This is a genomic window from Xenorhabdus eapokensis, assembly GCF_001908105.1.
Genome location: NZ_MKGQ01000001.1, coordinates 25,752 through 49,368, shown reverse-complemented (window position 1 = coordinate 49,368; position 23,617 = coordinate 25,752). Strand labels below are relative to the sequence as shown.

Sequence of the window (23,617 nt, the reverse complement as noted above, 5' to 3'; positions counted from 1 at the left end):
CCCTTAATTAAACCAAAAGCAGCAGAGCTAAAACCAGCACTGCACCCAACCCCATAGAGGTAGCGTACCAACGGACTTGTCCGTTCTCACTCCAACGAAGCCCTTTATTGCCCCAACGTGACAATATGGCAGGAATGTTCATCAGTGAGTTCAAAGGATCACTCTGCAACAAACCGGTGATGCCTTTGAATGGTTTCACAAATACCCAGTCATACAGTGCGTCAAATCCCCAGGCATGGAACCACCATGTGGAGAAGAAGCGCCCTGGTGCACTGTTCGCCGTAGCAGTAACCACACCACGTTTGCCCAGATACAGCGCTGCCGCCAGCAAGATACCGACAATGGCAACCACACCAGAAACAATTTCCAGTGTCATTTTGCCATCATGCCCCGCATTACTTTCAGGCAAAACCCCCGTCAGCGGTGGCACAATCAGTGCGCCAACAAACGTGGATAGCACCAGTAATACTGATAATGGCAAAGTATGGGTAATCCCCTTGACAGGATGAGCATGGGTATTTTCTTCACCGTGGAACACGATAAAGATCATGCGGAAGGTATACAGTGATGTCATCAATGCTCCAATCAGCCCCGCCAGCATCAGGTTCATATGACCATTTGCTAACGCGCCCCACAGGATTTCATCCTTACTATAGAAACCGGCTGTCAGTAATGGCAGTGCCGACAATGCAGAACCACCCACCAGGAAGCAGAGATAAACAAACGGGATACGCTTGCTCAGTCCCCCCATTTTGAAGATGTTCTGTTCATGATGGCAGGCCAGGATCACTGAGCCAGAAGCCAGGAACAGTAGAGCCTTGAAGAAGGCATGGGTCATAAGGTGAAAGATCGCTGCATCCCATGCCTGTACACCCAATGCCAGAAACATGTAGCCAATCTGGCTCATAGTGGAGTAAGCCAGCACGCGTTTGATATCTGTCTGTACCAGTGCAGCAAAACCGGCCAACAGCAAAGTGGTCGCACCAATAATACCGACCAAATGCAAAATATCAGGCGCCATCAAGAATAATGCATGGCTGCGAGCAATCAAATAAACACCTGCGGTAACCATTGTAGCGGCGTGGATCAGAGCCGAAACTGGCGTTGGGCCGGCCATCGCATCTGCCAACCAGGTTTGCAATGGTAATTGAGCTGATTTACCGACAGCACCACCCAAAATCATCAAGGTTGCCCAAGTGATTGCGGCAGAACCTGCTTCAATATGTTGTGGCGCCAATGCCGCTAATTCGCGGAAACTCAACGTACCAAGCTGGTCGTAAAGGATAAACATACCAATGGCAAGGAACACGTCACCAACACGGGTCACAATGAAGGCTTTCATTGCCGCCGCACCATTGGCAGGAGTTTTGTAGTAGAAACCGATCAACAGGTAACTGCACAGGCCTACACCTTCCCAGCCGAGATACATCAGCAGGATGTTATCTGCCAGCACCAATACCACCATGCTGGCGATAAAGAGGTTGGTATAGGCGAAAAAGCGGGAGTATCCCTCTTCACCGCGCATATACCAAGAGGCGTATACGTGGATCAGGAAACCAACGCCAGTTACAACACTGAGCATCGTCAGCGACAGACCATCCAGCACCAGATTAACGGGAATGCTGAAATTATCCACCGCCATCCAGTTCCACAACGTTTGACTGTAGACCAGCCCCCCTGTCCCATTCTGCGCAAGAAAATCAATTGCTATCCAGAATGTGACTAAAGCTGCCAGCCCAACAGAACCACTCCCAACAGTGGCTGACAAATTTTCAGACCAGCGGCCACGGGAAAATGCCAATAGCAAAAATCCCAGCAATGGCAGCAGAATTGTTAAATAGAGTAAGTTCATCCGCGCATCTCACTGACTGTATCAATATTCAGGTTTTGGCGACGACGGTGCAACTGTAGTAACAGTGCCAAACCGATGCTCGCCTCGGCGGCTGCCAGAGTAATGGCCAGAATGTACATCACCTGACCATCAGGCTGGAGCCAATAACTGCCAGCAACGACAAACGCCAGCGCTGAAGCATTGATCATGATTTCCAACCCGATCAGCATAAATAACAGATTGCGGCGGATAATCAGGCAGGTGAAGCCCAATGTAAACAGAATAGCCGCCAGAATGAGGCCGTGGTGTAACGCTATCATTATTGTTGGTCCTCCGCACGATTGCTGATCACTTCCCCTTGCCGGTTTTCACGGCCGATATGGTAAGCCACTACCAATCCTGCCAGCAGCAGCAAAGAGGCCAGTTCGACAGCCAATACATAAGGGCCAAACAGGCTAATGCCCACTTCTTTGGCACTGACCACTTCACCACTAATTTCAGCGGATGACAGAGTACTGATGGCGTAAACCAACACAATCAACAGGACGATAGACAGGATTGACGGGCCAATCCAGGCTCGCGGTTGTAACCATCGCCGCTCCTGTTCAACAACTGATTTTCCCAGATTCAGCATCATCACGACGAAGACGAATAACACCATAATTGCGCCTGCGTAAACGATGATCTCTAAAGCACCAGCAAAATAGGCACCCATCGAAAAAAATACGATGGACAATGCCAACAAGGAAATAATCAGATACAACAATGCATGCACCGGATTCGTATGGGTTATTACCCTGAGTGTTGCGAGAATAGCAACCAGCCCTGCGACATAAAACGTAAATTCCATGAATATCGCTCCTTACGGCAACAGGCTTTTAACGTCGATAGGCTTGGCTTCATTGTCGGCTTCGCCTTTATCCTTGCCGTCAATTGCCATTCCTGTCTTACGGTAAAAGTTATAGTCAGGATATTTACCTGGCCCTGAAATCAGCAGATCTTCTTTCTCGTACACCAGATCCTGACGCTTAAATTCACCCAGTTCAAAATCCGGCGTCAACTGAATCGCGGTAGTTGGGCACGCTTCTTCACACAGGCCGCAAAAAATACAACGCGAAAAGTTGACGCGGAAGAATTCTGGATACCAGCGACCATCCTTATGTTCAGCTTTTTGCAGTGAGATACATCCCACCGGACATACTGCTGCACACAAGTTACACGCAACACAACGCTCTTCACCGTCAGGATCACGCGTCAGAACGATGCGTCCACGGTAACGGGGTGGCAGATAAACCGGCTCTTCCGGATACATTTTTGTTTCGCGTTTATGGAAGGCGTGAAGCCCTATCATCCAAATACTGCGTACCTGGGTGGCGAAACCGACCACTAATTCTTTCAATGTCATGGTTCAATCACCCCTTTATTGAGCGTTGTATAAGATAACTGCGGCTGTCGCTAGCATATTAAGTAACGTTAACGGCAAACAGATTTTCCAGCCAAACGACATCACCTGGTCATAACGAGGACGCGGCAATGCAGCACGGATCAAGATGAACATCATCATGAAAAAGGCCGTTTTTAGCGCAAACCAGACGAATGGCGGCAAGAGAGGTCCATTCCAGCCACCAAAGAACAGCGTGACGATCAACGCGGATACCGTCACAATCGCGATATATTCCCCGACAAAGAACAAACCGAATTTCATACCGGAATATTCAATGTGATAGCCGTCGGCCAGTTCTTGCTCTGCTTCCGGTTGGTCAAAAGGATGGCGGTGGCATACCGCTACACCCGCAATGGCAAAGGTAAGGAAGCCAAAGAATTGAGGAATAACATTCCACACATGTTGCTGCGAGTTGACGATATCCACCATGTTAAAGGAGCCAGCTTGTGCTACCACGCCCATCATGGACATACCAAGGAACACTTCATAACTCAATGTCTGTGCCGATGCCCGCATCGCACCCAACAGGGCATATTTGTTGTTACTCGCCCAACCCGCAAACAGTACGGAATAAACCGCCAGACCCGCTAACATCATGAAGAATAAGATGCCGATATTCAGGTCTGCAACCATCCATGTTGGACTTACTGGTACAATCGCAAAGGCCAGAAGCATTGAGCAGAATGCAATGACTGGAGCCAAAGTGAAAATGGCTCTGTCAGAAAAACGGGGTGCCCAGTCTTCTTTAAAGAACATTTTGATCATGTCTGCGACAAGCTGCAATGAGCCACCCCAACCGACTCGGTTTGGTCCATAACGGTTTTGAAACAGGCCAAGAATGCGGCGTTCAAAGAAACTCATGAATGCCCCGCAGATAACCACGACCAGTAGAATGGCAACCGCTTTCAGGACAGCAATCAGGATTTCAATGACTTCGGGAGTAAACCAGCGCATTATGCAACCTCCCGTAAGTTACGGACTGATTTGCCGGCCAGGACTGGTGGTATACCCGACATTCCCAGTGGCAAGCCAATTTGCCCTTGGGACAGATTGCCACTCAAGCGCACGGTCAAACGCAGTTTCTGCCCTTCACAATCAAATGCCATCACCGCACCTTCTTGCACATTCAAATGCTCCGCATCTTTATGATTGATCATCACATACGGCTCAGGCATACGCTCCTGTATTACATCAGAACGTTGTGACAGTTCCTCACTACCGAACAAATGGAAATAAGGCGCAACATGCCATTGATCTTTTTGCGCCGTGAATGCTGTCGGGATAGCGTCAAAATAGTTCAACCCACCATCAACCGTTTCAATCAAACGAACCCCTGGATCGCCAAAACGCAGCTTACCACCGACTTCCGCCTGAAATTTATTCCACGCCTGTGGTGAGTTCCAGCCAGGTGCCCAGGCAAATGGGATTTGCTGACGAGGTGCATATGGGCTGTTGTTCCCTTCCATCGAGAAAGCAAATGCGGTATCGATATCCTGGGGCTGGCGCTGCTCGTGGACGCTGACATCGGCCAGCATCGCTGTACGGCCACTGTAACGATGAGGAGAACGGGATAATTTTTGCCCACGAATACGGAATGTCGCATCTGGAGCCGCGTCTACGATGCCTTTGAATTGCGGCATGGCTTTGACACAGGCGGCAATCACATGATCAAGCTGTGTCCAATCGGTCTGGCACTGTGTATAGGTGGTATACAGGGAATGCATCCAGCGCCAGCTTTCTAACATCACGATGGATTTATCATAGAATGCCGGCTCATAAACCTGGAAATAGCGCTGGGCACGACCTTCCTGATTCACCAACGTACCATCGCTTTCAGCAAAACTGGAAGCCGACAGAATCAAATTCGCCTTATCCATGATGGCGGTGCGTTGGTGATCCACAACAATCAGATTTTTCAGGCTATCCAGTGCACGATCAATTTTATCCGCCGGTGCATGACGATAGAGATCGTTTTCCATCACAATGACGGTATCTGAATTCCCTTTAGCAATACGCTGTAAAGCGGAATCCAATGGCTGTGCCTCCATCATCGCCAGCCCAAGGCTATTGGCATATATGGCAACATAGGAAAGCCCCACATCCGAGCCTTTATCTTTCAGAGCCCATGCTATATTGGCAGCAGCCTGAATCAAAGCATCACTGCCTGGATTGCTGCCACTGATAATCAATGGTTTTTTCGCATCACGCAATGCGTGCGCAATGATTTCTACTTTCGATCTCAGCTCATCCGGCAGATCATTAACGGCAGGGGCGATATTGTTCAAGGCATGTGCCACGGCAAAACCTAAGCGAGCCTGATCATCAACAGGGGCACGGTAGCTCCATGCTGCAATATCATCCAGACGGGTTTCATCAACACTGGTCAGGAAGAGAGGATACTTGGCGTGCTGGCCAATATTCATAACCGCCGCAATCTGCCAGTCTGCCACTTTCTGGGCGGCCGCCATTTCACGCGCTTTGCCCTTCACTGCCTGACGTACAGATAACGCCATACGGGCAGCCGTTTGGGTCAGGTCTTCCCCTAACACCAGCACCGCATCATAATCTTCAATTTCACGCAGGGATGGCGTATAAACGCCACCTTGCTGGAGAATTTCTAACATCGTATCAAGACGGTGTTGTTCTTCCGCTGAAATGCCGCTGTAGAAGTTTTCCGCCCCCACCAATTCACGCAAGGCAAAGTTACTTTCGATGCTGGCACGCGGTGAACCGATACCAATGGCATTTTTTGCCTGACGCAAAATATCTGCGCCCCCTTGCATAACCTGCTCGGCATTCAATGAAATCCACTGGTCACCGCGCAATTGTTGTGGCTGGCGAGGACGGTCGTCACGGTTGACATAACCGTAACCGAAACGCCCGCGGTCACACATAAAGTAGTGGTTGACTGTGCCGTTATAACGGTTTTCTATCCGGCGTAATTCACCATAACGTTCGCCAGGACTGGTGTTACAGCCAATGCTGCACTGTTGGCAGATACTTGGCGCAAACTGCATGTCCCATTTACGGTTATAACGTTCTGAATGTGTTTTGTCGGTAAATACCCCTGTTGGGCAAATTTCGACGAGGTTACCGGAAAATTCACTTTCCAATGTGCCACTTTCAGGACGGCCAAAATAGACGTTGTCATGAGCACCATAAACGCCAAAATCTGTTCCATCTGCATAATCTTTGTAGTAACGAACACAACGGTAACAGGCGATACAACGGTTCATTTCATGTGCAACAAATGGCCCCAACTCCTGATTTTTGTGAGTCCGTTTGGTAAAACGGTATTTTCGGAATGAATGTCCCGTCATCACTGTCATATCTTGCAAATGACAGTTACCCCCTTCCTCACAAACTGGACAGTCATGGGGATGGTTGGTCATTAACCATTCCACAACACTGGCCCGGAATTGTTTAGCTTCTTCATCATCAATGGAGATATACGTACCATCTGACGCCGGTGTCATACAAGACATCACCAGACGCCCGCGCGTATCCTCCGCATTTTGATATTGCTTCACCGCACACTGGCGGCAAGCGCCAACGCTTCCTAGCGCTGGATGCCAGCAAAAATAAGGTATATCAAGCCCCAATGAGAGGCAGGCTTGTAACAGGTTATCAGCCCCGTTTACATCATATTCTTTGCCGTCTACATGTATCGTAGCCATAGTCAGCATGCTTCCCAATGGCCTGCCGTGGCAGGCGTTAATCAAAAATTAGCCCTGTTTGTTACCAACGCTGGTTGAGCAGGTTTGGTTGAATACCCGCTATCAGGTTGGTATTGCCATAATCTTTGGTGACAATTCCCGCTTCAAACTCTTCACGGAAGTATTTAATAGCACTCTGCAAAGGTTCCACAGCACCTGGCGCATGGGCACAAAACGTTTTGCCTGGGCCAAGAAAACGACAGAGTTGTTCTAATGTTTCAATATCACCTGGCTGGCCTTTGCCACTCTCAATAGCTCGGAGGATTTTGACACTCCACGGCAAGCCATCACGGCATGGTGTACACCAGCCACAAGATTCACGAGCGAAAAATTCTTCAAGGTTGCGGGTCAGGGAAACCATATTGATCTCATGATCCACCGCCATTGCCAGTGCGGTTCCTAATCGGCTACCTGCTTTAGCGATATGCTCAAAATCCATCGGCAGATCTAAATGGTCTGCTGTCAGGAAATCGGTTCCTGCCCCTCCGGGTTGCCATGCCTTGAATTTCAGGCCATCACGCATTCCTCCCGCGTAATCTTCAAGAATTTCACGGGCTGTTGTACCAAAAGGTAATTCCCAAAGACCGGGATTTTTGACCCGCCCCGAAAAGCCCATCAGTTTGGTTCCGGCATCTGTACTTTTACCGGCACTCAAACCGATATACCACTCTTTGCCATGTTCAAGAATTGCAGGAACGTTGCACAATGTTTCGACGTTGTTGACGCACGTAGGTTTGCCCCATACACCCGCCGTCGCAGGAAATGGCGGTTTTGAACGTGGGTTTGCCCGACGCCCTTCAAGGGAGTTAATCAGGGCGGTTTCTTCACCACAGATATAACGACCCGCGCCAGTATGAACAAACAGTTCAAAATCAAAACCACTGCCCAAAATGTTCTTGCCAAGCAATCCAGCCGCTTTAGCTTCTTCTATCGCTTTGCGTAAATGGGCAGCCGCCTCGACATACTCACCACGTAAGAAGATGTAGCCGCGATAGGCTTTCAATGCGAAAGCGCTGATTAGCATGCCTTCCACCAATAGATGAGGCAATTGCTCCATCAGCAGGCGGTCTTTGTAAGTGCCCGGCTCCATCTCATCTGCATTACACAACAAATAGCGGATATTCATGCTTTCGTCTTTTGGCATCAGACTCCACTTCAAGCCTGTTGAGAAGCCTGCACCGCCACGACCTTTTAAGCCAGCATCTTTAACCAATGCGGTAATTTCATCGGGAGCCATGCCCTTCAGTGCTTTTTCGGCGCCTTTGTAACCATTTTGACTTCGGTATTCATCCAGCCAGACAGGTTGTTGGTCATCACGCAACCGCCATGTCAGGGGATGAGTTTCCGCGGTGCGGATAATTTCTTTCACTCCTGAATGCGTTGTCATGGATATTGCTCCAGTAATTTTTCAATTTCTTCGGGTTTCACGTAACTGTGAGTATCCTCATCAATCATCATCGTTGGCCCCTTGTCACAATTACCCAAGCAGCAAGTTGGTAACAGTGTGAAACGCCCATCTGCCGTGGTTTGCCCCGGACGAATGTTCAAACACGATTCTATCGCTGCCTGAACACCCTGATAACCCGTGATGTGACATACGACACTGTCACAGTAACGGATAATGTGACGTCCCACTGGCTGCCGATAAATCTGGCTGTAAAACGTTGCGACACCTTCCACGTCACTGGCTGGAATACCCAATACCTCAGCAATGGCATAAATGGCACCATCTGGCACCCAACCACACTGCTTTTGTACAATTTTCAGGGCTTCGATTGACGCAGCACGCGGATCTTCGTAGTGGTGTTTTTCCTGCTCAATGGCATTACGTTCGTCAGCACTCAATACAAACTTATCCGGTGTCTGAGCGTCCGTTACGTTAACCACATCAAGGCGTGCTTGCTTGTTTGCGTTAAATTCACTTTGCATCGTTAGCGATCCACATCAGACATAACAAAATCGATACTGCCCAGATAGACGATAAGGTCAGAAACCAGACTGCCGCGGATCACCGATGGAATTTGCTGCAAGTGAGCAAAGCTTGGTGTACGGATGCGGGTACGGTAGCTCATAGTGCTACCATCACTGGTCAGGTAATAACTGTTGATTCCCTTAGTCGCTTCGATCATCTGGAATGATTCATTAGCAGGCATGACCGGCCCCCATGACACTTGCAGGAAGTGGTTAATCATGGTTTCGATGTGCTGCAAAGTCCGTTCTCTTGGTGGTGGTGTGGTCAGTGGATGATCCGCCTTGAAGGGGCCTTCCGGCATATGTTTCAGGCACTGCGCAAGGATGCGCAGACTCTGGCGGATTTCTTCAACTTTCAACATGACACGGTCATAGCAATCACCGTTGTAGCCTGTTGGTACTTCAAAATCGAAATTTTCATAACCGGAATAAGGGCGCCATTTACGTACGTCAAAACTAATGCCCGTGGCACGCAGCCCCGCACCGGTAACCCCCCAATCCAACGCTTGTTTAGCATTGTAGGCCGCGACCCCAACAGAACGCCCTTTCAGGACACTGTTTTTCAGCGCTGCCTTGACATAGGAATCCAAACGTTTCGGCAGCCAGTCCAACAATTCACGCAAAAGTTTGTCCCAACCACGCGGTAAGTCATGGGCAACACCACCAATTCGGAACCATGCCGGATGCATACGAAATCCAGTAATTGCCTCGACGACATCGTAAACTTTTTGTCGGTCAGTAAACGCAAAGAAGACCGGCGTCATTGCACCAACGTCCTGGATAAATGTACTGATATAAAGCAGATGACTATTAATGCGGAACAGTTCGGACAACATGACACGAATTGTTTTTACCCGATCGGGGACTTCAATGCCCGCCAGTTTTTCAACCGCCAGCACATAAGGCATTTCGTTAACACATCCCCCCAAATATTCGATGCGATCGGTATAAGGGATATAGCTGTGCCATGACTGACGTTCCCCCATCTTTTCGGCACCACGATGGTGATAGCCGATATCGGGAACACAATCGACGATTTCTTCGCCATCAAGTTGCAAAATAATGCGGAATGCACCGTGAGCAGAAGGATGGTTTGGACCAAGGTTAAGGAACATGAAGTCCTCATTATCGGTGCCACGCTTCATGCCCCACTCTTCTGGTTTGAAAGTCAGCGCTTCCATTTCCAGATCTTCTTTCTGCTTAGTCAATATGAAAGGATCAAATTCCGTGGCACGCGCAGAATATTCCTTGCGCAATGGATGACCTTCCCATGTCGGTGGCATCAAGATACGACGCAAATTGGGATGGCCGTTAAATGTAATGCCAAACATTTCCCACGTTTCACGCTCATACCAATTAGCATTTGGGAAAATTGATGTCGTCGTGGGAATATTCAGGTCTTGTTCAGTGAGCGCAACTTTCAGCATGATGTCACGGTTACGCTCAATGGAAAGGAGGTGATAAAACACCGAAAAATCCGCCGCCGGTAAACCTTCTCGGTGAGAGCGCTGACGCTCATCAACACCATGCAAGTCAAACAGCATGACATAAGGCTTGGGCAATTTTTTCAGAAATGTTATTACCTTCAGTAACTGCTCCCGCTTAACCCAAACAACTGGCATACCGGTACGGGTCGGCTGGATGGTAAAGGCATCCGAGCCAAATTGACGGTTAAGCTCGCTGACCACAGGATCATCAAGATGATCACGTGTTGCCCAAGCAGGCCGGGCGCTTTCTTGCGCTATCTGATCTGTCATCATTCTTCACCACAACGCTTGATCAGGGTTTTTGTGATCGCAACACATTGCTCTGGTTACGCTATATGGCTAAAAGCCTTAAATTTCGTCTGGAGTACGCAGATTTTTCACTGCAATACGCTCACCGCGTTTTCTTTCTCTTTCTGATTGCATATTGGCGCGGTAAACCCCCTGATCGCCAACTACCCATGACAGGGGGCGGCGTTCTTTGCCTATGGACTCCTGCAACAGCAGCAGTGCCTGCATATAGGCTTCTGGACGAGGAGGACAGCCAGGAATATAAACATCGACGGGGATAAACTTATCAACCCCTTGAACTACGGAGTAAATATCGTACATACCTCCGGAGTTTGCACAGGCTCCCATTGAAATGACCCATTTCGGTTCCAGCAATTGGTCGTACAGGCGTTGAATGACGGGCGCCATTTTGACGAAACAAGTTCCGGAAATCACCATGAAATCAGCCTGACGGGGAGATGCTCGCAATACTTCTGCACCAAAACGCGCAACATCGTGAACAGCGGTAAATGACGTCACCATTTCCACGTAGCAACAAGAAAGCCCGAAGTTATAGGGCCACAGGGAATTTTTCCTCCCCCAATTCACCATATTATGCAGAGCATGTTCCAATTTCCCCATATAGACACTTCGGTGAACATGTTGCTCCAAGGGGTCGCTGACAGTTTCCTGTTTTTGCAGGGGATAACGGTCATTCTCACCGTTCGGATCTATGCGGGTGAGCGTATAATCCATCTTTATGCCTCGCTATTACTGCATGTGACTGTTGTTGGTATGATTGCCAGTAGTGTTGATATAAGCATCAGCACTCGGTTTACTGACCTGACGTTTTGAACGTGCAGGTGTCCAATCCAACGCGCCAATACGCGCCAGATAAACCAAACCTGCCAATAACACCAAAATGAAAATGCTTGCTTCGGCAAAGCCTAGCCAACCGCTCTCTTTGATTGAGACGGCCCATGCATACAAGTAAAGGACTTCAATGTCGAAGATAACAAAGAACATGGCAACCAGATAAAACTTCGCCGACAGACGTAAACGTGCACTGCCGACAGAATCGATACCTGATTCATAAGGGATATGTTTTGCCCTGGCTTTCGCCCTACCCCCCATGAAGTACCCACCCAGTAACATGAGCGCGCACAAGCCAAGAGCACCTATTAGAAAAACCGCGAATGCCCAGTGATGGGCTAAAATTCCAGTGGATGTAGACATACTCGTTGCTTACTCATCAAAAGTGGTGTCAAAGTGTCTGCTCTTTTTGCCGGCAGTGTTGCACCACATCGATTCATGGGAAGGGATAACAACCAAATCTGAAACAACGCTAATCAATTCATCCTATAGCTTGAATCATCTTGGTTTTTATTCCTCTCAACAAAATTTGCCATAACGGCAAAACCACTTGCATATTTATTTACAAACCACAAACCATTAATTAACGGATTGTATCGGCATACCGCTAAAACGTGTCAGTCGTACAAAAAAACGTCTTCCCGATATAACTAGTCTAACCGATAACTCGACTTTACTACATCATTATCGCAGGAAAAACCTGTCTTTCCACCGTGCAGCTTGGGGTATTTTTATGATCAAGTGCACAATTTCATTGAAAAACATTCAACACTTGAATGTAATTTATTCAACCCTTAATGGATTGTTTCTAAAAAAAACGATTAAAGTGCAATAAGCGAGCTATTTCTGAAAACGGTTTTATTTTATCAAGTTAGAAAAATGAAATTTGTTAACAGAGCAACATTCTTTTAACTAAAATTGGAAAGGTATAGGAAAATTAATAGGGTATATTTCTTGTTAGAAATATCAGAAATAGAAATGAAAACTTGGAAGGATTATTAATAAGTAATTAACAACAGGCTAATACTTCCATAAATAAAATGGAAATATTAGCCTATAAAACACATAATACTTATTCGTCTATATTTTCAACGGAATTTCCATCAACTGTTTCAGTTGATTTGATGGGTTCAATAGTGTCGATAGATTCATCTATCTCGCCGGATTCATCACATTCAACAGTTGTTACAGTATAAGGTGTTTTCTTATTTTCTATTGCATCAAAAACAGTCAGAACAGATTCATTCTGTTCGTTACTATTACGATATAAGAAGAATTGGATTTCCGGCAGACGTGGTAATCCTTCAATTTCACCTAAAATTCTCAGATCCGCATTCTGCATTTCCAGAGGGCGAGCGGTAATACCAACTTCTGCATTCACAGCCGCACGAACAGCGGACAAAGAAGCAGCTTCATACGCAATACGCCATGAAATGCCTGACATATCCAGCGTTTCCTGAGCGATCTGGCGGAAAGGGTTGGTTTCATCCATCACAACCAACGGTACAGGTTCATTCGTCTGCAATTGGAAATCAGGTGCACAATGCCATAAAACAGGCGAAGAACGTAAGATCGTTTTAGGATGGTGGTTGATTTTTGCTGTGGTTAATGCCAAATCAATTTCATGGTTATCCAACATGTTCTCGATAAACTGAGCGCGTTTAATGCGTACATCAACCGCTACACGTGGATAGACAGAGGCAATACGGTTTAATAAGAAAGGAAGTAGTGTATCAACAGCGTCATCTGATACGCCTATTCTCAATTCACCGTCTGCATCATTGTAGGTTAATGATGCTGTTGCATCGTCATTGGCACGCAGAATTTGGCGCGCGTAACCAAGAAGTTGAAGCCCATGTTCGGTCAGAAGCTTATTGCGGCCGTGACGAGCAAACAACTCTCTCCCCACGAGATGTTCCAACCGCTGCATTTGCTGACTTACAGCTGACTGCGTTCTAGAAACAGCTGCCGCTGCTGCTGCAAAAGTATTTAAGTCAGCAACAGCAACAAAAGTTCTTAGCAGATCGAGATCGAGGTTTATTATCTGACGATTTGCATTTATCATTGTTTATTCATCACTTTTTTTTGATTTTAATTACTAACTAACCTGGTGTTTTTACTTCAGCAGTATCAAATAAAATAATACCAATTGTGACATTACTCTACTCTATTAAATAGGGCAAAGATTTACTGCTTTTTTTTACTATTTAGCTCATCATGGGTTTTATTTTCTCCTTTCTTAACAAAATTTATGCAATCCAAAAATAAGTTGGAAATAAAATCCTATTTACATCACATAATCACCAATTTCCAGTACAAATATCCTTTTTCTGACATGCTTCAAAGAATAACCTAATCTGGATTAGGAACACTTAACATTATCAGATAGTATTAGCATTTTTAATAAATTAACATTTTCATGAGTAGGCTCAAAAATGTTATGGATAAAAACTCAAAAAAATTGTCGAAGTATCATGTGATAAAAGCCTAAATTAACTTTAGGTCGATAAAGATAAATTATAAGAATACATTATACAAATCTTCTTACTTTTATTGACAATTTGAAGATCCTTACACAAACGACATATGAACTAAGAAATCTCGTCAAAATGTCCTCTCCTTTCTCTTTTCCTGTAACCTTTGCCAACTAAAAACCAGTCATTATGCAAAATTTAAATCTAAGTTAACATACATTATTGAAATAAAACACCAATAATAGACAATAATTTAGAGAGCAAACTTATTCATTTATTCTTAAAACAACCATTTTAACCAAACATATCAAAGTCTCTTCAAAATACAGACTGAGAAGAGTACATTGATCATCACACTTTTTATGCCGGGTAATATCCATTTTGCCAAAGAGGTCAAGGCACCCTATGTTTTCCATTAATAAATCCAGTAAATTAGATAATGTCTGCTATGACATTCGAGGGAATACCCTCAAAGAAGCTAAGCGACTCGAAGAAGAAGGTAATAAGGTACTGAAATTAAACATTGGTAATCCGGCGCCATTCGGCTTTGAAGCACCAGATGAAATTTTAGTCGATGTTATCCGCAATCTGCCAACAGCCCAGGGTTACTCGGATTCAAAAGGGTTGTATTCAGCGCGTAAGGCGATCATGCAGCATTACCAAGCCAGAAATATGCTGGATGTTACCGTTGAGGATATTTTTATTGGTAATGGTGTTTCTGAACTTATTGTCCAATCCATGCAAGCCCTGTTGAATACCGGGGACGAAATGTTGGTTCCGGCGCCTGACTACCCTCTTTGGACTGCGGCAGTCTCTCTTTCCAGCGGTCATGCCGTCCACTATCTATGTGATGAGCAACAAGGTTGGTTTCCTGACTTAGATGATATACGCCGTAAAATTACCCCACGTACCCGTGGTATCGTGATTATTAACCCGAATAACCCAACCGGAGCGGTATATAGCAAAGAGTTGTTGCTGGAAATAGTAGAAATCGCCCGCCAGCATAATCTGATTATCTTTGCTGACGAGATTTATGACAAGATCCTGTACGATGATGCCCAGCACCACTCCATTGCAGCATTAGCGCCAGATCTCTTTACTGTTACTTTTAATGGCCTGTCCAAAACCTATCGCGTTGCCGGTTTCCGTCAAGGCTGGATGGTACTGAATGGCCCTAAAAAGCAGGCCAAGGATTATATTGAAGGATTAGAAATGCTGGCATCAATGCGCCTTTGTGCCAATGTGCCAATGCAGCATGCAATTCAAACAGCATTAGGCGGTTATCAAAGCATCAGCGAATTTATTCTTCCAGGCGGCAGACTCTATGAACAGCGCAATCGTGCATGGGAGCTGATTAACCAGATCCCTGGAATTTCCTGTGTGAAACCCATGGGTGCCTTATATATGTTCCCGAAAATAGACACCAAACGTTTCAATATTTATGATGACCAAAAAATGGTATTAGACCTCTTACTACAAGAAAAAGTTTTACTGGTTCAGGGCACCGCATTTAACTGGCCAGATCCAGACCATGTCCGTATTGTTACCCTGCCACATGTCACTGACTTGCAAATGGCAATTGAAAAATTTGCCCGTTTTATCGGTAACTATCGCCAATAACCATAATCTTCCTCATTAAAGCCAATCCCATTAAATATTAATAGATTAATGGGATGGCTCGTCTCTGAGATAAATATAGACTGAAAGAGGGAGATAATATATTGGAGAAAATTGATACTTAATAGGTTTACTTCCCCTCCTGCTCCGCTCACAATTAATCATATTATTCCGTTACCATTTCGCTACAAATTACTCGGCTACAAGAGGACATTATGAGTCATTTTTTCGCCCAATTATCCCGCCTAAAATTAATTAGTCGTTGGCCTCTTATGCGAAATGTGCGTACAGAAAATGTTTCAGAGCACAGTTTACAGGTTGCTTTTGTCGCACACGCTTTAGCAATAATCAAAAACCGTAAATTCAACGGCAATGTTAATCCTGAACGGATCGCCCTGTTGGCAATGTATCACGATGCCAGCGAAGTCATCACCGGCGATTTGCCAACGCCAATTAAGTACTACAATCCCCAAATCGCCCATGAATATAAGAAAATAGAAAAAATAGCCCAACAAAAACTATTGGATATGTTGCCGACTGAATTACAGGATGATTTTCGCCTCATTTTGGATGAGCATCACCATAGCGAAGAAGAAATCCGTCTTATCAAGCAAGCTGATGCATTATGCGCTTATTTGAAATGCCTGGAAGAACTCTCAGCAGGCAACACTGAATTCAATCAAGCCAAAAACCGATTGGACAAAACACTGACAGAACGCCGTAGTGAAGAAATGGATTATTTTATGGCTGTGTTTGTACCGAGTTTCAGTCTCTCCCTTGATGAAATCAGTTTATAGATTTATTTAATTACAGCGATTTAATAACTACAACTATTTGATTACTAACTACAACTATTTGACAGAGATCACCTGATTATAATCATTAAGAGTTACAATTATTCATTATGCAATCATTCAATAATATTAAACTATAATCATAACGCAGCTCCCTGCCATATGGAGCTGTCCGATAAAAACATTAGAATGGAAAAAGTATTGGGATAATTGCGACACTAATCCCCATCACAATTAACGTAAAAGGCACACCAAGTTTCACGAAATCGGCAAACCGATACCCACCTGGTCCCAATATCAATGTATTAACGGGAGATGAAACTGGGGTCATAAATGCTGCCGAAGCCGCCACACCAATAATCATCGCAAAGGGCAAGGGAGAAACAGCCATCTCATTCGCTGCCGCAATCGCAATCGGAGCCATTAGCACGGCCGTCGCAGTGTTAGAAATAAACAACCCTATAGTGGCGCAAAGTATAAACAGGCACACCAGCATCACCCGTGCTCCCATATTACCAGCGATATCCATCAATCCCTGGACAATGAGATCAATTCCTCCCGTCTTCTGCAATGCCAGCGCAAAAGGCATCATACCAACAATCAAAATAATGCTCGGCCAGTGAATGGAACGATAAGCGCTTTCCATATCAATACAACGGAATTTTCCCATTAGCAGGCAGGCAATTAACGCAGCAATAAAATTCGGGATTTCATTGGTCAGCATCATAGCAACCATTAGGGCAAGACAAAATAGGGCATGAGGTGCCTGTGAAGCCGCAGGAGCCGCACTTTCCACCTCAACGGGCAGATTTAATACAATAAAATCAGGAGCTTTTGTTTTTAACGCGTGGATCAATTTCCAGTCGCCAATCAACAGCAGTGTATCACCAAGCAACAAAGGTTCATCGACTAACTTCCCCTCTAATGCTTTTCTCCCGCGGCGGATCCCCACTACATTGAGACCATAACGTGTACGAAATTTCATATCACGCAATGATTGCCCCAATAGTTCGGATTCAGGGAGCACTGAAACCTCAGCCATACCAACATGACGAGAATGCTCGGAAAAATATTCCCCGCGCAATACCATCGGTTCTAGCTGTTGCTCACGACAGAATTCCCGCAAATCAACATCACTATCCGACATATCGACCAGCAAGACATCCTGCCCCTGCAATTCCATCTCCCCAGTGGCAGCAACCATCACTCGCCGGAATTTGCGCCAGCGTTCAATACCAATGACATTGGCACCATAACGGGCGCGCAACCCTAATTCATCCAATGTATGTCCAGCCAACGGTGAACCTTGGCGGATAGTAAAACGACGAGCACGGCCAGACAATTTATAGTCACGTATCAGATCCCGAAATGTCCGATGATAACGCTCGTCTGTTGTCTGGTGGTTTGCTCCCCCTAGCCAACGACGAGCGACTAACATGTAAACCACGCCAGACACCAACACTAAGATGCCAATCGGTGTAATGGAGAAGAAATCAAAACCCCGCAGACCTTCACGCACCAACTCACTATTGACGACCATATTAGGTGGCGTTGCCACCAGAGTCATCATGCCACTGATCAAACCAGCAAATCCCAATGGCATCATCAATCGACCCGGCGAGGTTTTCATTCTGGCGGCCACGCTCAGGACAACAGGAATAAATATTGCCACAACACCCGTAGAACTCATGAATGCCCCCAATCCGGCAACTGATACCATTAACCAAACTAACATCTTGGTTTCACTGTTACCTGCGACACGAACCAGCCAGTCTCCCATCTGATAAGCAACACCCGTTCTCACCAGCCCTTCGCCAATGACAAACAGGGCAGCAATCAACAATACATTGGGATCACTAAAACCGACAGTGGCTTCACTTAACGTCAGTGTGCCACTCAGGACAAATGCGATAATCAGCAATAAAGCCACAACATCCATTCTGACTTTATTGGTGGTGAAAAGCACAATGGCTATCAATAGCAGGGTTAATACCCATAACAGTTCGCTACTCAATTTGGCCTCTATCAACGATACCTTTCAAATATGACCTATCCGCACAGCCAATCTGTTAATTAGCAGATTGGCTATATATCAAAAAGACTACATATCAAAGTATTACAGGTACAAACGTTAACAAAGTAAGTAGACCATGTTTTTCAGAGAAAATCCCTCTTTCTGATCAAGGAACTTTCTGATTTAGGGGGTCTCAATCGGTATAAATAGAGACGTAACTACCAGATTTGACAATCTCAATATCTTCCAGGTTATTAATCGTCAAATGAATTTCATCGCGACGGGGAATATCCGGCGAATCGTGGACAACAACAACCTGACAACCCGCATCCAGTCCGGCATGAATTCCCGCAGCAGCATCTTCAAACACGACACACTCTTCTGGTAAGAGTCCCAGTTTTTTCGCCCCCAACAAATAAGGCTCAGGGTTTGGTTTTCCATTTGTCACAGACTCTGCCGTCACCCAATGAGCAGGTTCCGGTAACTCCGCCACTTTATGGCGCGCAGAAGCAAGCGGAACCGTTCCCGATGTCACAATGGCCCACGGAATATCCAGCGCATTCAACTTATCAATCAGGGCGATGGCACCAGGCAAAGCGGTAATACCTTCCGTGTCTTCTGTTTCAATTTTTTCAATCCATTTGAACGTGTTAGTGATCTCTTCTTCACTCGCATCGGGCATAAAATGCCGGAGTGATAATATCGCCGGTGTGCCATGAACAGAGTTCAGCACTTCATCTCTATCAAAACCCATCTTGTCGGCAAACCGAACCCATGCTCGCTCAACCGCAGGCAATGAATCAATCAGAGTACCATCCAAATCGAATAAAAAACCTCTACATTTCAGAACCAAACCCAATTCCTCCAAACGTCACTATTTGTTAATCATCATGTGGTAATAAGCTATTTATCCCACACGACACCTGGGGATTAAATATCATCAAGAAAAGAGTTGTCCAATTGCTTAAAGGCTCGTTTAAGCAATTCAGCCAGTGAAAAATAGGTTGGGGCACTTTCCACTGGTGCCATTGCAATACCTGCCTGGGTAAATTTTTCCCGAATTTCATAAAACCAATGCAATAATCTTTCCGGTAATGGTGTCGCCGCCCGTTTTCCCAACCACCATAATCCCTGCAACGGCAAGCTACAGGCAAACAGTGCTGTTGCCACGGATGGCCCCAATTGACCACCCAAAGCGATTTGCCATGTCAAGGTAAAGATTGCCAATGGCGGCATAAACCGAATACCAAAACGAGTTGCCTTAATCACACGATTTTCAGGAAAAACAGGCGCAAGCTGTTTTTCCAATGGCCAGGTTTTCAAATATTGCTGTCCTAATTGCATGCGCTTGAACCAACCCTGGCTAACAGGTGGTGTCGTGTTCATCATGACCTCAATCAATTAAAGGTATAGTTTTTAAAAAATCTCTACAAAAGATAAAATCTTTTTTGTAGTATTAATACTATTAAGTATATTTTGTCTTTATTGCTAGCAAACGGTATCCTACACAGACTTTTATGTTGTTGCAGTAGCAAAACAAGAATTTTGCCCTTCTTCGCAACAATTAGGTTCGGTTTGTTAATAAATTGTTTTATTTTTAACATTGTTCTTATTTAAGATTAGATCACAACAAGATAATAGGTATTTCCATGTCAAGTAAGCTGGTACTGGTTCTTAATTGCGGTAGCTCCTCCCTGAAATTCGCTATCATCGATCCTGCCAATGGTGAAGAATATCTTTCTGGTTTAGCTGAGTGCTTTGGCCTGCCTGAAGCTCGTATTAAATGGAAAATGGATGGTGCGAAAAACGAAGCTGCTTTAGGTGCCGGCGCAGCACACAGCGAAGCACTGAACTTCATTGTTAATACTATCCTGGCTGAAAAGTCAGAACTTTCCGCCCAAATCTCAGCCATCGGTCACCGCATTGTTCATGGTGGTGAGAAGTTCACTTCTTCCGTGGTGATCACTGATGAAGTTATCGCAGGCATTGAAGCGGCTATTCCATTCGCACCACTGCACAACCCCGCTCACCTGATCGGTATTGCTGAAGCGAAAAAAGCGTTCCCTCACCTGGTTGAGAAAAATATTGCCGTATTTGATACCGCATTCCATCAGACTATGCCAGAAGAAGCATACCTATACGCACTGCCTTACAACCTGTACAAAGAGCATGGCATCCGTCGTTATGGTGCACATGGCACCAGCCATTTCTATGTTTCCCGTGAAGCAGCCAAGATGCTGAACAAATCCGTTGAAGAACTGAATGTCATCACCTGCCACTTGGGCAATGGTGGTTCTGTTTCTGCCATTGTCAACGGTCAGTGTGTTGATACTTCCATGGGTCTGACCCCACTGGAAGGTCTGGTTATGGGAACCCGCAGTGGTGACATCGATCCCGCCATCGTATTCCACCTGCACGATGCAATGGGCATGAGCATTGCTCAGATCAACACCCTGCTGACCAAAGAGTCTGGTTTCTTAGGTCTGACCGAAGTCACCAGCGATTGCCGTTACGTAGAAGATAACTACGAAACCAAAGCTGATGCTAAACGTGCTATGGATGTTTACTGCCACCGTCTGGCTAAATACATCGGCGCATACAGCGCACTGATGGAAGGCCGTCTGGACGCAATTATCTTCACTGGTGGCATCGGTGAAAACTCTGCGCTGGTTCGTGAACTGACCATGAAGAAAGTTGCTCTGCTGGGCTTCGAATATGATCACGAGCGTAACCTTGCGGCTCGCTTTGGCAAATCTGGCGTTATCACTACAGATAACAGCCGTCCTGCTCTGGTTATTCCAACCAATGAAGAATTGGTTATTGCTCAGGATTCAGCACGTCTGACCGCGTAATTAGCATGATTTTAGAGCCGCCAGTATTGCTATTGCTGGCGGTTTTCTCGAATATATCGCACTGAGTCACATTTATTGACTGACGAGCAACCGTTAAAGAGGTTTCCGTGTCCCGTACAATTATGTTAATCCCTACTGACACTAGCGTTGGTTTAACCAGTGTCAGCCTGGGTGTTATTCGCTCTATGGAGCAAAAAGGCGTTCGCCTGAGCGTTTTCAAACCTATCGCACAACCACGTCACACAGGTTCTCAGGATCAAACCACTTCGATTATCCGTTCACATTCCGGCATTCATGCGGCTGAACCTCTGGATATGGCGTATGTGGAATCACTGCTGACCACTAACAAAAAAGACGTATTAATGGAAGAGATCGTGGCGCGTTACCACGAAAATGCCAAAGATGCGGAAGTGGTTCTGCTCGAAGGTTTGGTGCCGACTCGCAAGCATCCGTTTGCCCAATCCCTGAACTACGAAATCGCCAAAACACTGAACGCTGAAATTGTGTTCGTGACTGCCCTGGGTACTAACACTCCAGAGCAACTGAAAGAGAGAATTGAACTGAGCCGGGCGGAATACGGTGGCAGTAAGAACCAAAACATTATCGGTGTTATCGTCAATAAACTGAATGCACCGGTTGATGACCAAGGCCGTACTCGCCCAGATCTCTCCGAAATCTTTGACGAATCAACCAAAGCGACAATTACCAACGTCGATCCAAAAACCATCTTCAAAAACAGCCCATTACCCATTCTTGGTTGCATTCCGTGGAGTTTTGACCTGATCGCGACCCGTGCGATTGATATGGCTAAACACCTGAAAGCGGACATCATCAATGAAGGTACCATCGAAAGCCGTCGCATCAAGTCTGTGACTTTCTGTGCTCGCAGTATCCCTAACATGTTGGAATACTTCCGTCCGGGTTCTCTGCTGGTAACTTCTGCTGACCGTCCTGACGTCCTGATCACTGCCTGTCTGGCCGCCATGAACGGTATTGAAATTGGTGCCGTATTACTGACCGGTGGTTACTCAATTGATGATTCTATCCGTGAACTGTGCGAACGTGCATTCAATACTGGCCTGCCCGTTTTCACTGTGGAAACCAATACATGGCAGACTTCCCTGAACCTGCAAAGTTTCAGTCTGGAAGTTCCAGCCGATGACCACGAGCGTATCGAAAAAGTACAAAACTACGTTGCACAACATATCAGCAGCGAGTGGATCGATTCTCTGGCAGCCGCATCAGAGCGTCCAAACCTCCTGTCTCCACCCGCATTCCGCTATCAGTTGACCGAACTGGCTCGTCAAGCAGGCAAGCGTATCGTTCTGCCAGAAGGCGACGAACCACGTACTGTCAAAGCAGCGGCTATCTGTGCTGAACGTGGTATTGCAGAATGTATCCTGCTGGGCGATCCAGAAGAGATCCGTCGTGTCGCTGCGGCTCAAGGCGTTGAACTGGGTGCAGGTATTGAAATCATTAACCCAGCATCAGCACGTGAACGTTATGTGCCACGTCTGGTTGAACTGCGCAAAAACAAAGGCATGACCGAAGTTGTTGCCCGCGAACAACTGGAAGACAACGTCGTTCTGGGCACCCTGATGCTGGAACAAGGCGAAGTTGACGGTCTGGTTTCCGGTGCGGTGCATACCACAGCAAATACCATTCGCCCACCATTGCAGTTAATTAAAACTGCACCAAATAGCTCTCTGGTTTCTTCTGTCTTCTTTATGTTGCTGCCAGAGCAAGTGCTGGTTTACGGTGACTGTGCGATCAACCCTGATCCAACCGCAGAACAACTGTCCGAAATCGCGATCCAGTCTGCGGATTCTGCGAAAGCATTTGGTATTGAGCCTCGTGTTGCGATGATCTCTTACTCCACCGGTAACTCTGGTGCAGGCAGCGATGTTGAAAAAGTGCGTGAAGCAACCCGTTTGGCACAGGAAAAACGCCCAGACCTGATCATCGACGGTCCATTGCAGTACGACGCCGCTATCATGGCAGATGTAGCGAAATCCAAAGCACCAAACTCACCCGTTGCAGGCCAGGCCACCGTGTTCATCTTCCCGGATCTGAACACGGGTAATACCACTTACAAAGCAGTACAACGTTCAGCGGATCTGGTTTCCATCGGGCCAATGCTGCAAGGTATGCGCAAACCCGTTAACGACCTGTCCCGTGGCGCACTGGTTGATGATATCGTTTATACCGTTGCACTGACTGCAATTCAGGCAACTCAGCAAGAAAACGCATAATTTTCTGGCTACATAAAGATGAAAT

At 46.2% G+C, this 23,617-nt stretch carries 19 protein-coding genes; 4 read left to right on the top strand and 15 right to left on the bottom strand.

The annotated features are described in order from the left end of the window. Positions 1-7 precede the first annotated feature (7 nt). The 12 genes from nuoL to hexA form a co-directional block, all read right to left on the bottom strand. Positions 8-1,852, bottom strand: coding sequence for an NADH-quinone oxidoreductase subunit L (nuoL, locus tag Xedl_RS00165; RefSeq protein ID WP_074022057.1), 1,845 nt, complete (start codon positions 1,850-1,852; stop codon positions 8-10). Beyond that, entirely contained in the window at positions 1,849-2,151 is a 303-nt protein-coding gene (gene nuoK, locus Xedl_RS00160) for an NADH-quinone oxidoreductase subunit NuoK (protein WP_074018590.1), read from the bottom strand. Before nuoK ends, nuoL begins: the two co-directional genes overlap by 4 nt. Continuing rightward, positions 2,151-2,681: an NADH-quinone oxidoreductase subunit J gene (gene nuoJ / locus Xedl_RS00155; protein ID WP_074022056.1), complete on the bottom strand. Its 531-nt coding sequence runs from the start codon at positions 2,679-2,681 to the stop codon at positions 2,151-2,153. Before nuoJ ends, nuoK begins: the two co-directional genes overlap by 1 nt. A 12-nt stretch (positions 2,682-2,693) precedes the next feature. Beyond that, positions 2,694-3,236 (bottom strand): NADH-quinone oxidoreductase subunit NuoI, encoded by a 543-nt coding sequence (gene nuoI / locus Xedl_RS00150; RefSeq protein ID WP_045958195.1) that lies wholly within the window; start codon positions 3,234-3,236, stop codon positions 2,694-2,696. A gap of 15 nt (positions 3,237-3,251) precedes the next feature. Beyond that, positions 3,252-4,229 carry an NADH-quinone oxidoreductase subunit NuoH gene (gene nuoH, locus Xedl_RS00145; RefSeq protein ID WP_074022055.1) on the bottom strand — a complete coding sequence of 326 codons (978 nt, stop codon included), beginning with the start codon at positions 4,227-4,229 and terminating at the stop codon, positions 3,252-3,254. After that, positions 4,229-6,952, bottom strand: a complete 2,724-nt coding sequence (nuoG, locus tag Xedl_RS00140; protein ID WP_143187358.1) for an NADH-quinone oxidoreductase subunit NuoG — start codon at positions 6,950-6,952, stop codon at positions 4,229-4,231. Before nuoG ends, nuoH begins: the two co-directional genes overlap by 1 nt. Before the next feature lie 61 nt (positions 6,953-7,013). Then, positions 7,014-8,378 carry an NADH-quinone oxidoreductase subunit NuoF gene (gene nuoF, locus Xedl_RS00135; protein WP_074022053.1) on the bottom strand — a complete coding sequence of 455 codons (1,365 nt, stop codon included), beginning with the start codon at positions 8,376-8,378 and terminating at the stop codon, positions 7,014-7,016. After that, positions 8,375-8,920, bottom strand: a complete 546-nt coding sequence (gene nuoE, locus Xedl_RS00130) for an NADH-quinone oxidoreductase subunit NuoE (RefSeq protein ID WP_074022052.1) — start codon at positions 8,918-8,920, stop codon at positions 8,375-8,377. Before nuoE ends, nuoF begins: the two co-directional genes overlap by 4 nt. A gap of 2 nt (positions 8,921-8,922) precedes the next feature. Then, positions 8,923-10,722, bottom strand: coding sequence for an NADH-quinone oxidoreductase subunit C/D (nuoC, locus tag Xedl_RS00125; RefSeq protein ID WP_208605010.1), 1,800 nt, complete (start codon positions 10,720-10,722; stop codon positions 8,923-8,925). A 75-nt stretch (positions 10,723-10,797) separates the two neighbouring features. Then, complete coding sequence (locus Xedl_RS00120; protein WP_047769419.1) at positions 10,798-11,472, bottom strand: NuoB/complex I 20 kDa subunit family protein; 675 nt, start codon at positions 11,470-11,472, stop codon at positions 10,798-10,800. A gap of 15 nt (positions 11,473-11,487) precedes the next feature. Next, entirely contained in the window at positions 11,488-11,952 is a 465-nt protein-coding gene (locus Xedl_RS00115; protein ID WP_074022050.1) for an NADH-quinone oxidoreductase subunit A, read from the bottom strand. A 709-nt stretch (positions 11,953-12,661) separates the two neighbouring features. Beyond that, complete coding sequence (gene hexA / locus Xedl_RS00110) at positions 12,662-13,654, bottom strand: transcriptional regulator HexA (protein ID WP_074022049.1); 993 nt, start codon at positions 13,652-13,654, stop codon at positions 12,662-12,664. An 814-nt stretch (positions 13,655-14,468) separates the two neighbouring features. On the opposite strand from hexA, the gene Xedl_RS00105 reads away from it, so the two are divergent. Continuing rightward, positions 14,469-15,683, top strand: a complete 1,215-nt coding sequence (locus Xedl_RS00105; protein ID WP_074022048.1) for a pyridoxal phosphate-dependent aminotransferase — start codon at positions 14,469-14,471, stop codon at positions 15,681-15,683. Between the two features lie 212 nt (positions 15,684-15,895). Continuing rightward, entirely contained in the window at positions 15,896-16,477 is a 582-nt protein-coding gene (gene yfbR, locus Xedl_RS00100; RefSeq protein ID WP_074022047.1) for a 5'-deoxynucleotidase, read from the top strand. 181 nt (positions 16,478-16,658) lie between these two features. Here yfbR and Xedl_RS00095 read toward each other — a convergent pair whose 3' ends face one another. The 3 genes from Xedl_RS00095 to yfbV all read right to left on the bottom strand — a co-directional run bounded on the left by Xedl_RS00095 (position 16,659) and on the right by yfbV (position 19,874). Further along, the gene (locus Xedl_RS00095; RefSeq protein ID WP_074022308.1) at positions 16,659-18,488 is read right to left on the bottom strand and encodes an SLC13 family permease; all 1,830 of its coding nucleotides are present in this window, start codon (positions 18,486-18,488) and stop codon (positions 16,659-16,661) included. Between the two features lie 193 nt (positions 18,489-18,681). Next, positions 18,682-19,341, bottom strand: coding sequence for a sugar phosphatase (locus Xedl_RS00090; protein ID WP_074022307.1), 660 nt, complete (start codon positions 19,339-19,341; stop codon positions 18,682-18,684). Between the two features lie 77 nt (positions 19,342-19,418). After that, on the bottom strand, positions 19,419-19,874 hold the full coding sequence (gene yfbV / locus Xedl_RS00085; protein ID WP_074022046.1) for a terminus macrodomain insulation protein YfbV: 456 nt from the start codon (positions 19,872-19,874) through the stop codon (positions 19,419-19,421). 263 nt (positions 19,875-20,137) lie between these two features. Here yfbV and ackA point away from each other — a divergent pair, with 263 nt between their 5' ends. Continuing rightward, positions 20,138-21,340 carry an acetate kinase gene (ackA, locus tag Xedl_RS00080; protein WP_074022045.1) on the top strand — a complete coding sequence of 401 codons (1,203 nt, stop codon included), beginning with the start codon at positions 20,138-20,140 and terminating at the stop codon, positions 21,338-21,340. 107 nt (positions 21,341-21,447) lie between these two features. Further along, positions 21,448-23,592, top strand: coding sequence for a phosphate acetyltransferase (gene pta / locus Xedl_RS00075; RefSeq protein ID WP_074022044.1), 2,145 nt, complete (start codon positions 21,448-21,450; stop codon positions 23,590-23,592). Positions 23,593-23,617: the final 25 nt, after the last annotated feature.

Bases quoted from the DNA above. Each gene is read 5' to 3' on its own strand.
- nuoL (WP_074022057.1), bottom strand. From the start codon at position 1,852: ATGAACTTACTCTATTTAACAATTCTGCTGCCATTGCTGGGATTTTTG.
- nuoK (WP_074018590.1), bottom strand. From the start codon at position 2,151: ATGATAGCGTTACACCACGGCCTCATTCTGGCGGCTATTCTGTTTACA.
- nuoJ (WP_074022056.1), bottom strand. From the start codon at position 2,681: ATGGAATTTACGTTTTATGTCGCAGGGCTGGTTGCTATTCTCGCAACA.
- nuoI (WP_045958195.1), bottom strand. From the start codon at position 3,236: ATGACATTGAAAGAATTAGTGGTCGGTTTCGCCACCCAGGTACGCAGT.
- nuoH (WP_074022055.1), bottom strand. From the start codon at position 4,229: ATGCGCTGGTTTACTCCCGAAGTCATTGAAATCCTGATTGCTGTCCTG.
- nuoG (WP_143187358.1), bottom strand. From the start codon at position 6,952: ATGGCTACGATACATGTAGACGGCAAAGAATATGATGTAAACGGGGCT.
- nuoF (WP_074022053.1), bottom strand. From the start codon at position 8,378: ATGACAACGCATTCAGGAGTGAAAGAAATTATCCGCACCGCGGAAACT.
- nuoE (WP_074022052.1), bottom strand. From the start codon at position 8,920: ATGCAAAGTGAATTTAACGCAAACAAGCAAGCACGCCTTGATGTGGTT.
- nuoC (WP_208605010.1), bottom strand. From the start codon at position 10,722: ATGATGACAGATCAGATAGCGCAAGAAAGCGCCCGGCCTGCTTGGGCA.
- Xedl_RS00120 (WP_047769419.1), bottom strand. From the start codon at position 11,472: ATGGATTATACGCTCACCCGCATAGATCCGAACGGTGAGAATGACCGT.
- Xedl_RS00115 (WP_074022050.1), bottom strand. From the start codon at position 11,952: ATGTCTACATCCACTGGAATTTTAGCCCATCACTGGGCATTCGCGGTT.
- hexA (WP_074022049.1), bottom strand. From the start codon at position 13,654: ATGATAAATGCAAATCGTCAGATAATAAACCTCGATCTCGATCTGCTA.
- Xedl_RS00105 (WP_074022048.1), top strand. From the start codon at position 14,469: ATGTTTTCCATTAATAAATCCAGTAAATTAGATAATGTCTGCTATGAC.
- yfbR (WP_074022047.1), top strand. From the start codon at position 15,896: ATGAGTCATTTTTTCGCCCAATTATCCCGCCTAAAATTAATTAGTCGT.
- yfbV (WP_074022046.1), bottom strand. From the start codon at position 19,874: ATGAACACGACACCACCTGTTAGCCAGGGTTGGTTCAAGCGCATGCAA.
- ackA (WP_074022045.1), top strand. From the start codon at position 20,138: ATGTCAAGTAAGCTGGTACTGGTTCTTAATTGCGGTAGCTCCTCCCTG.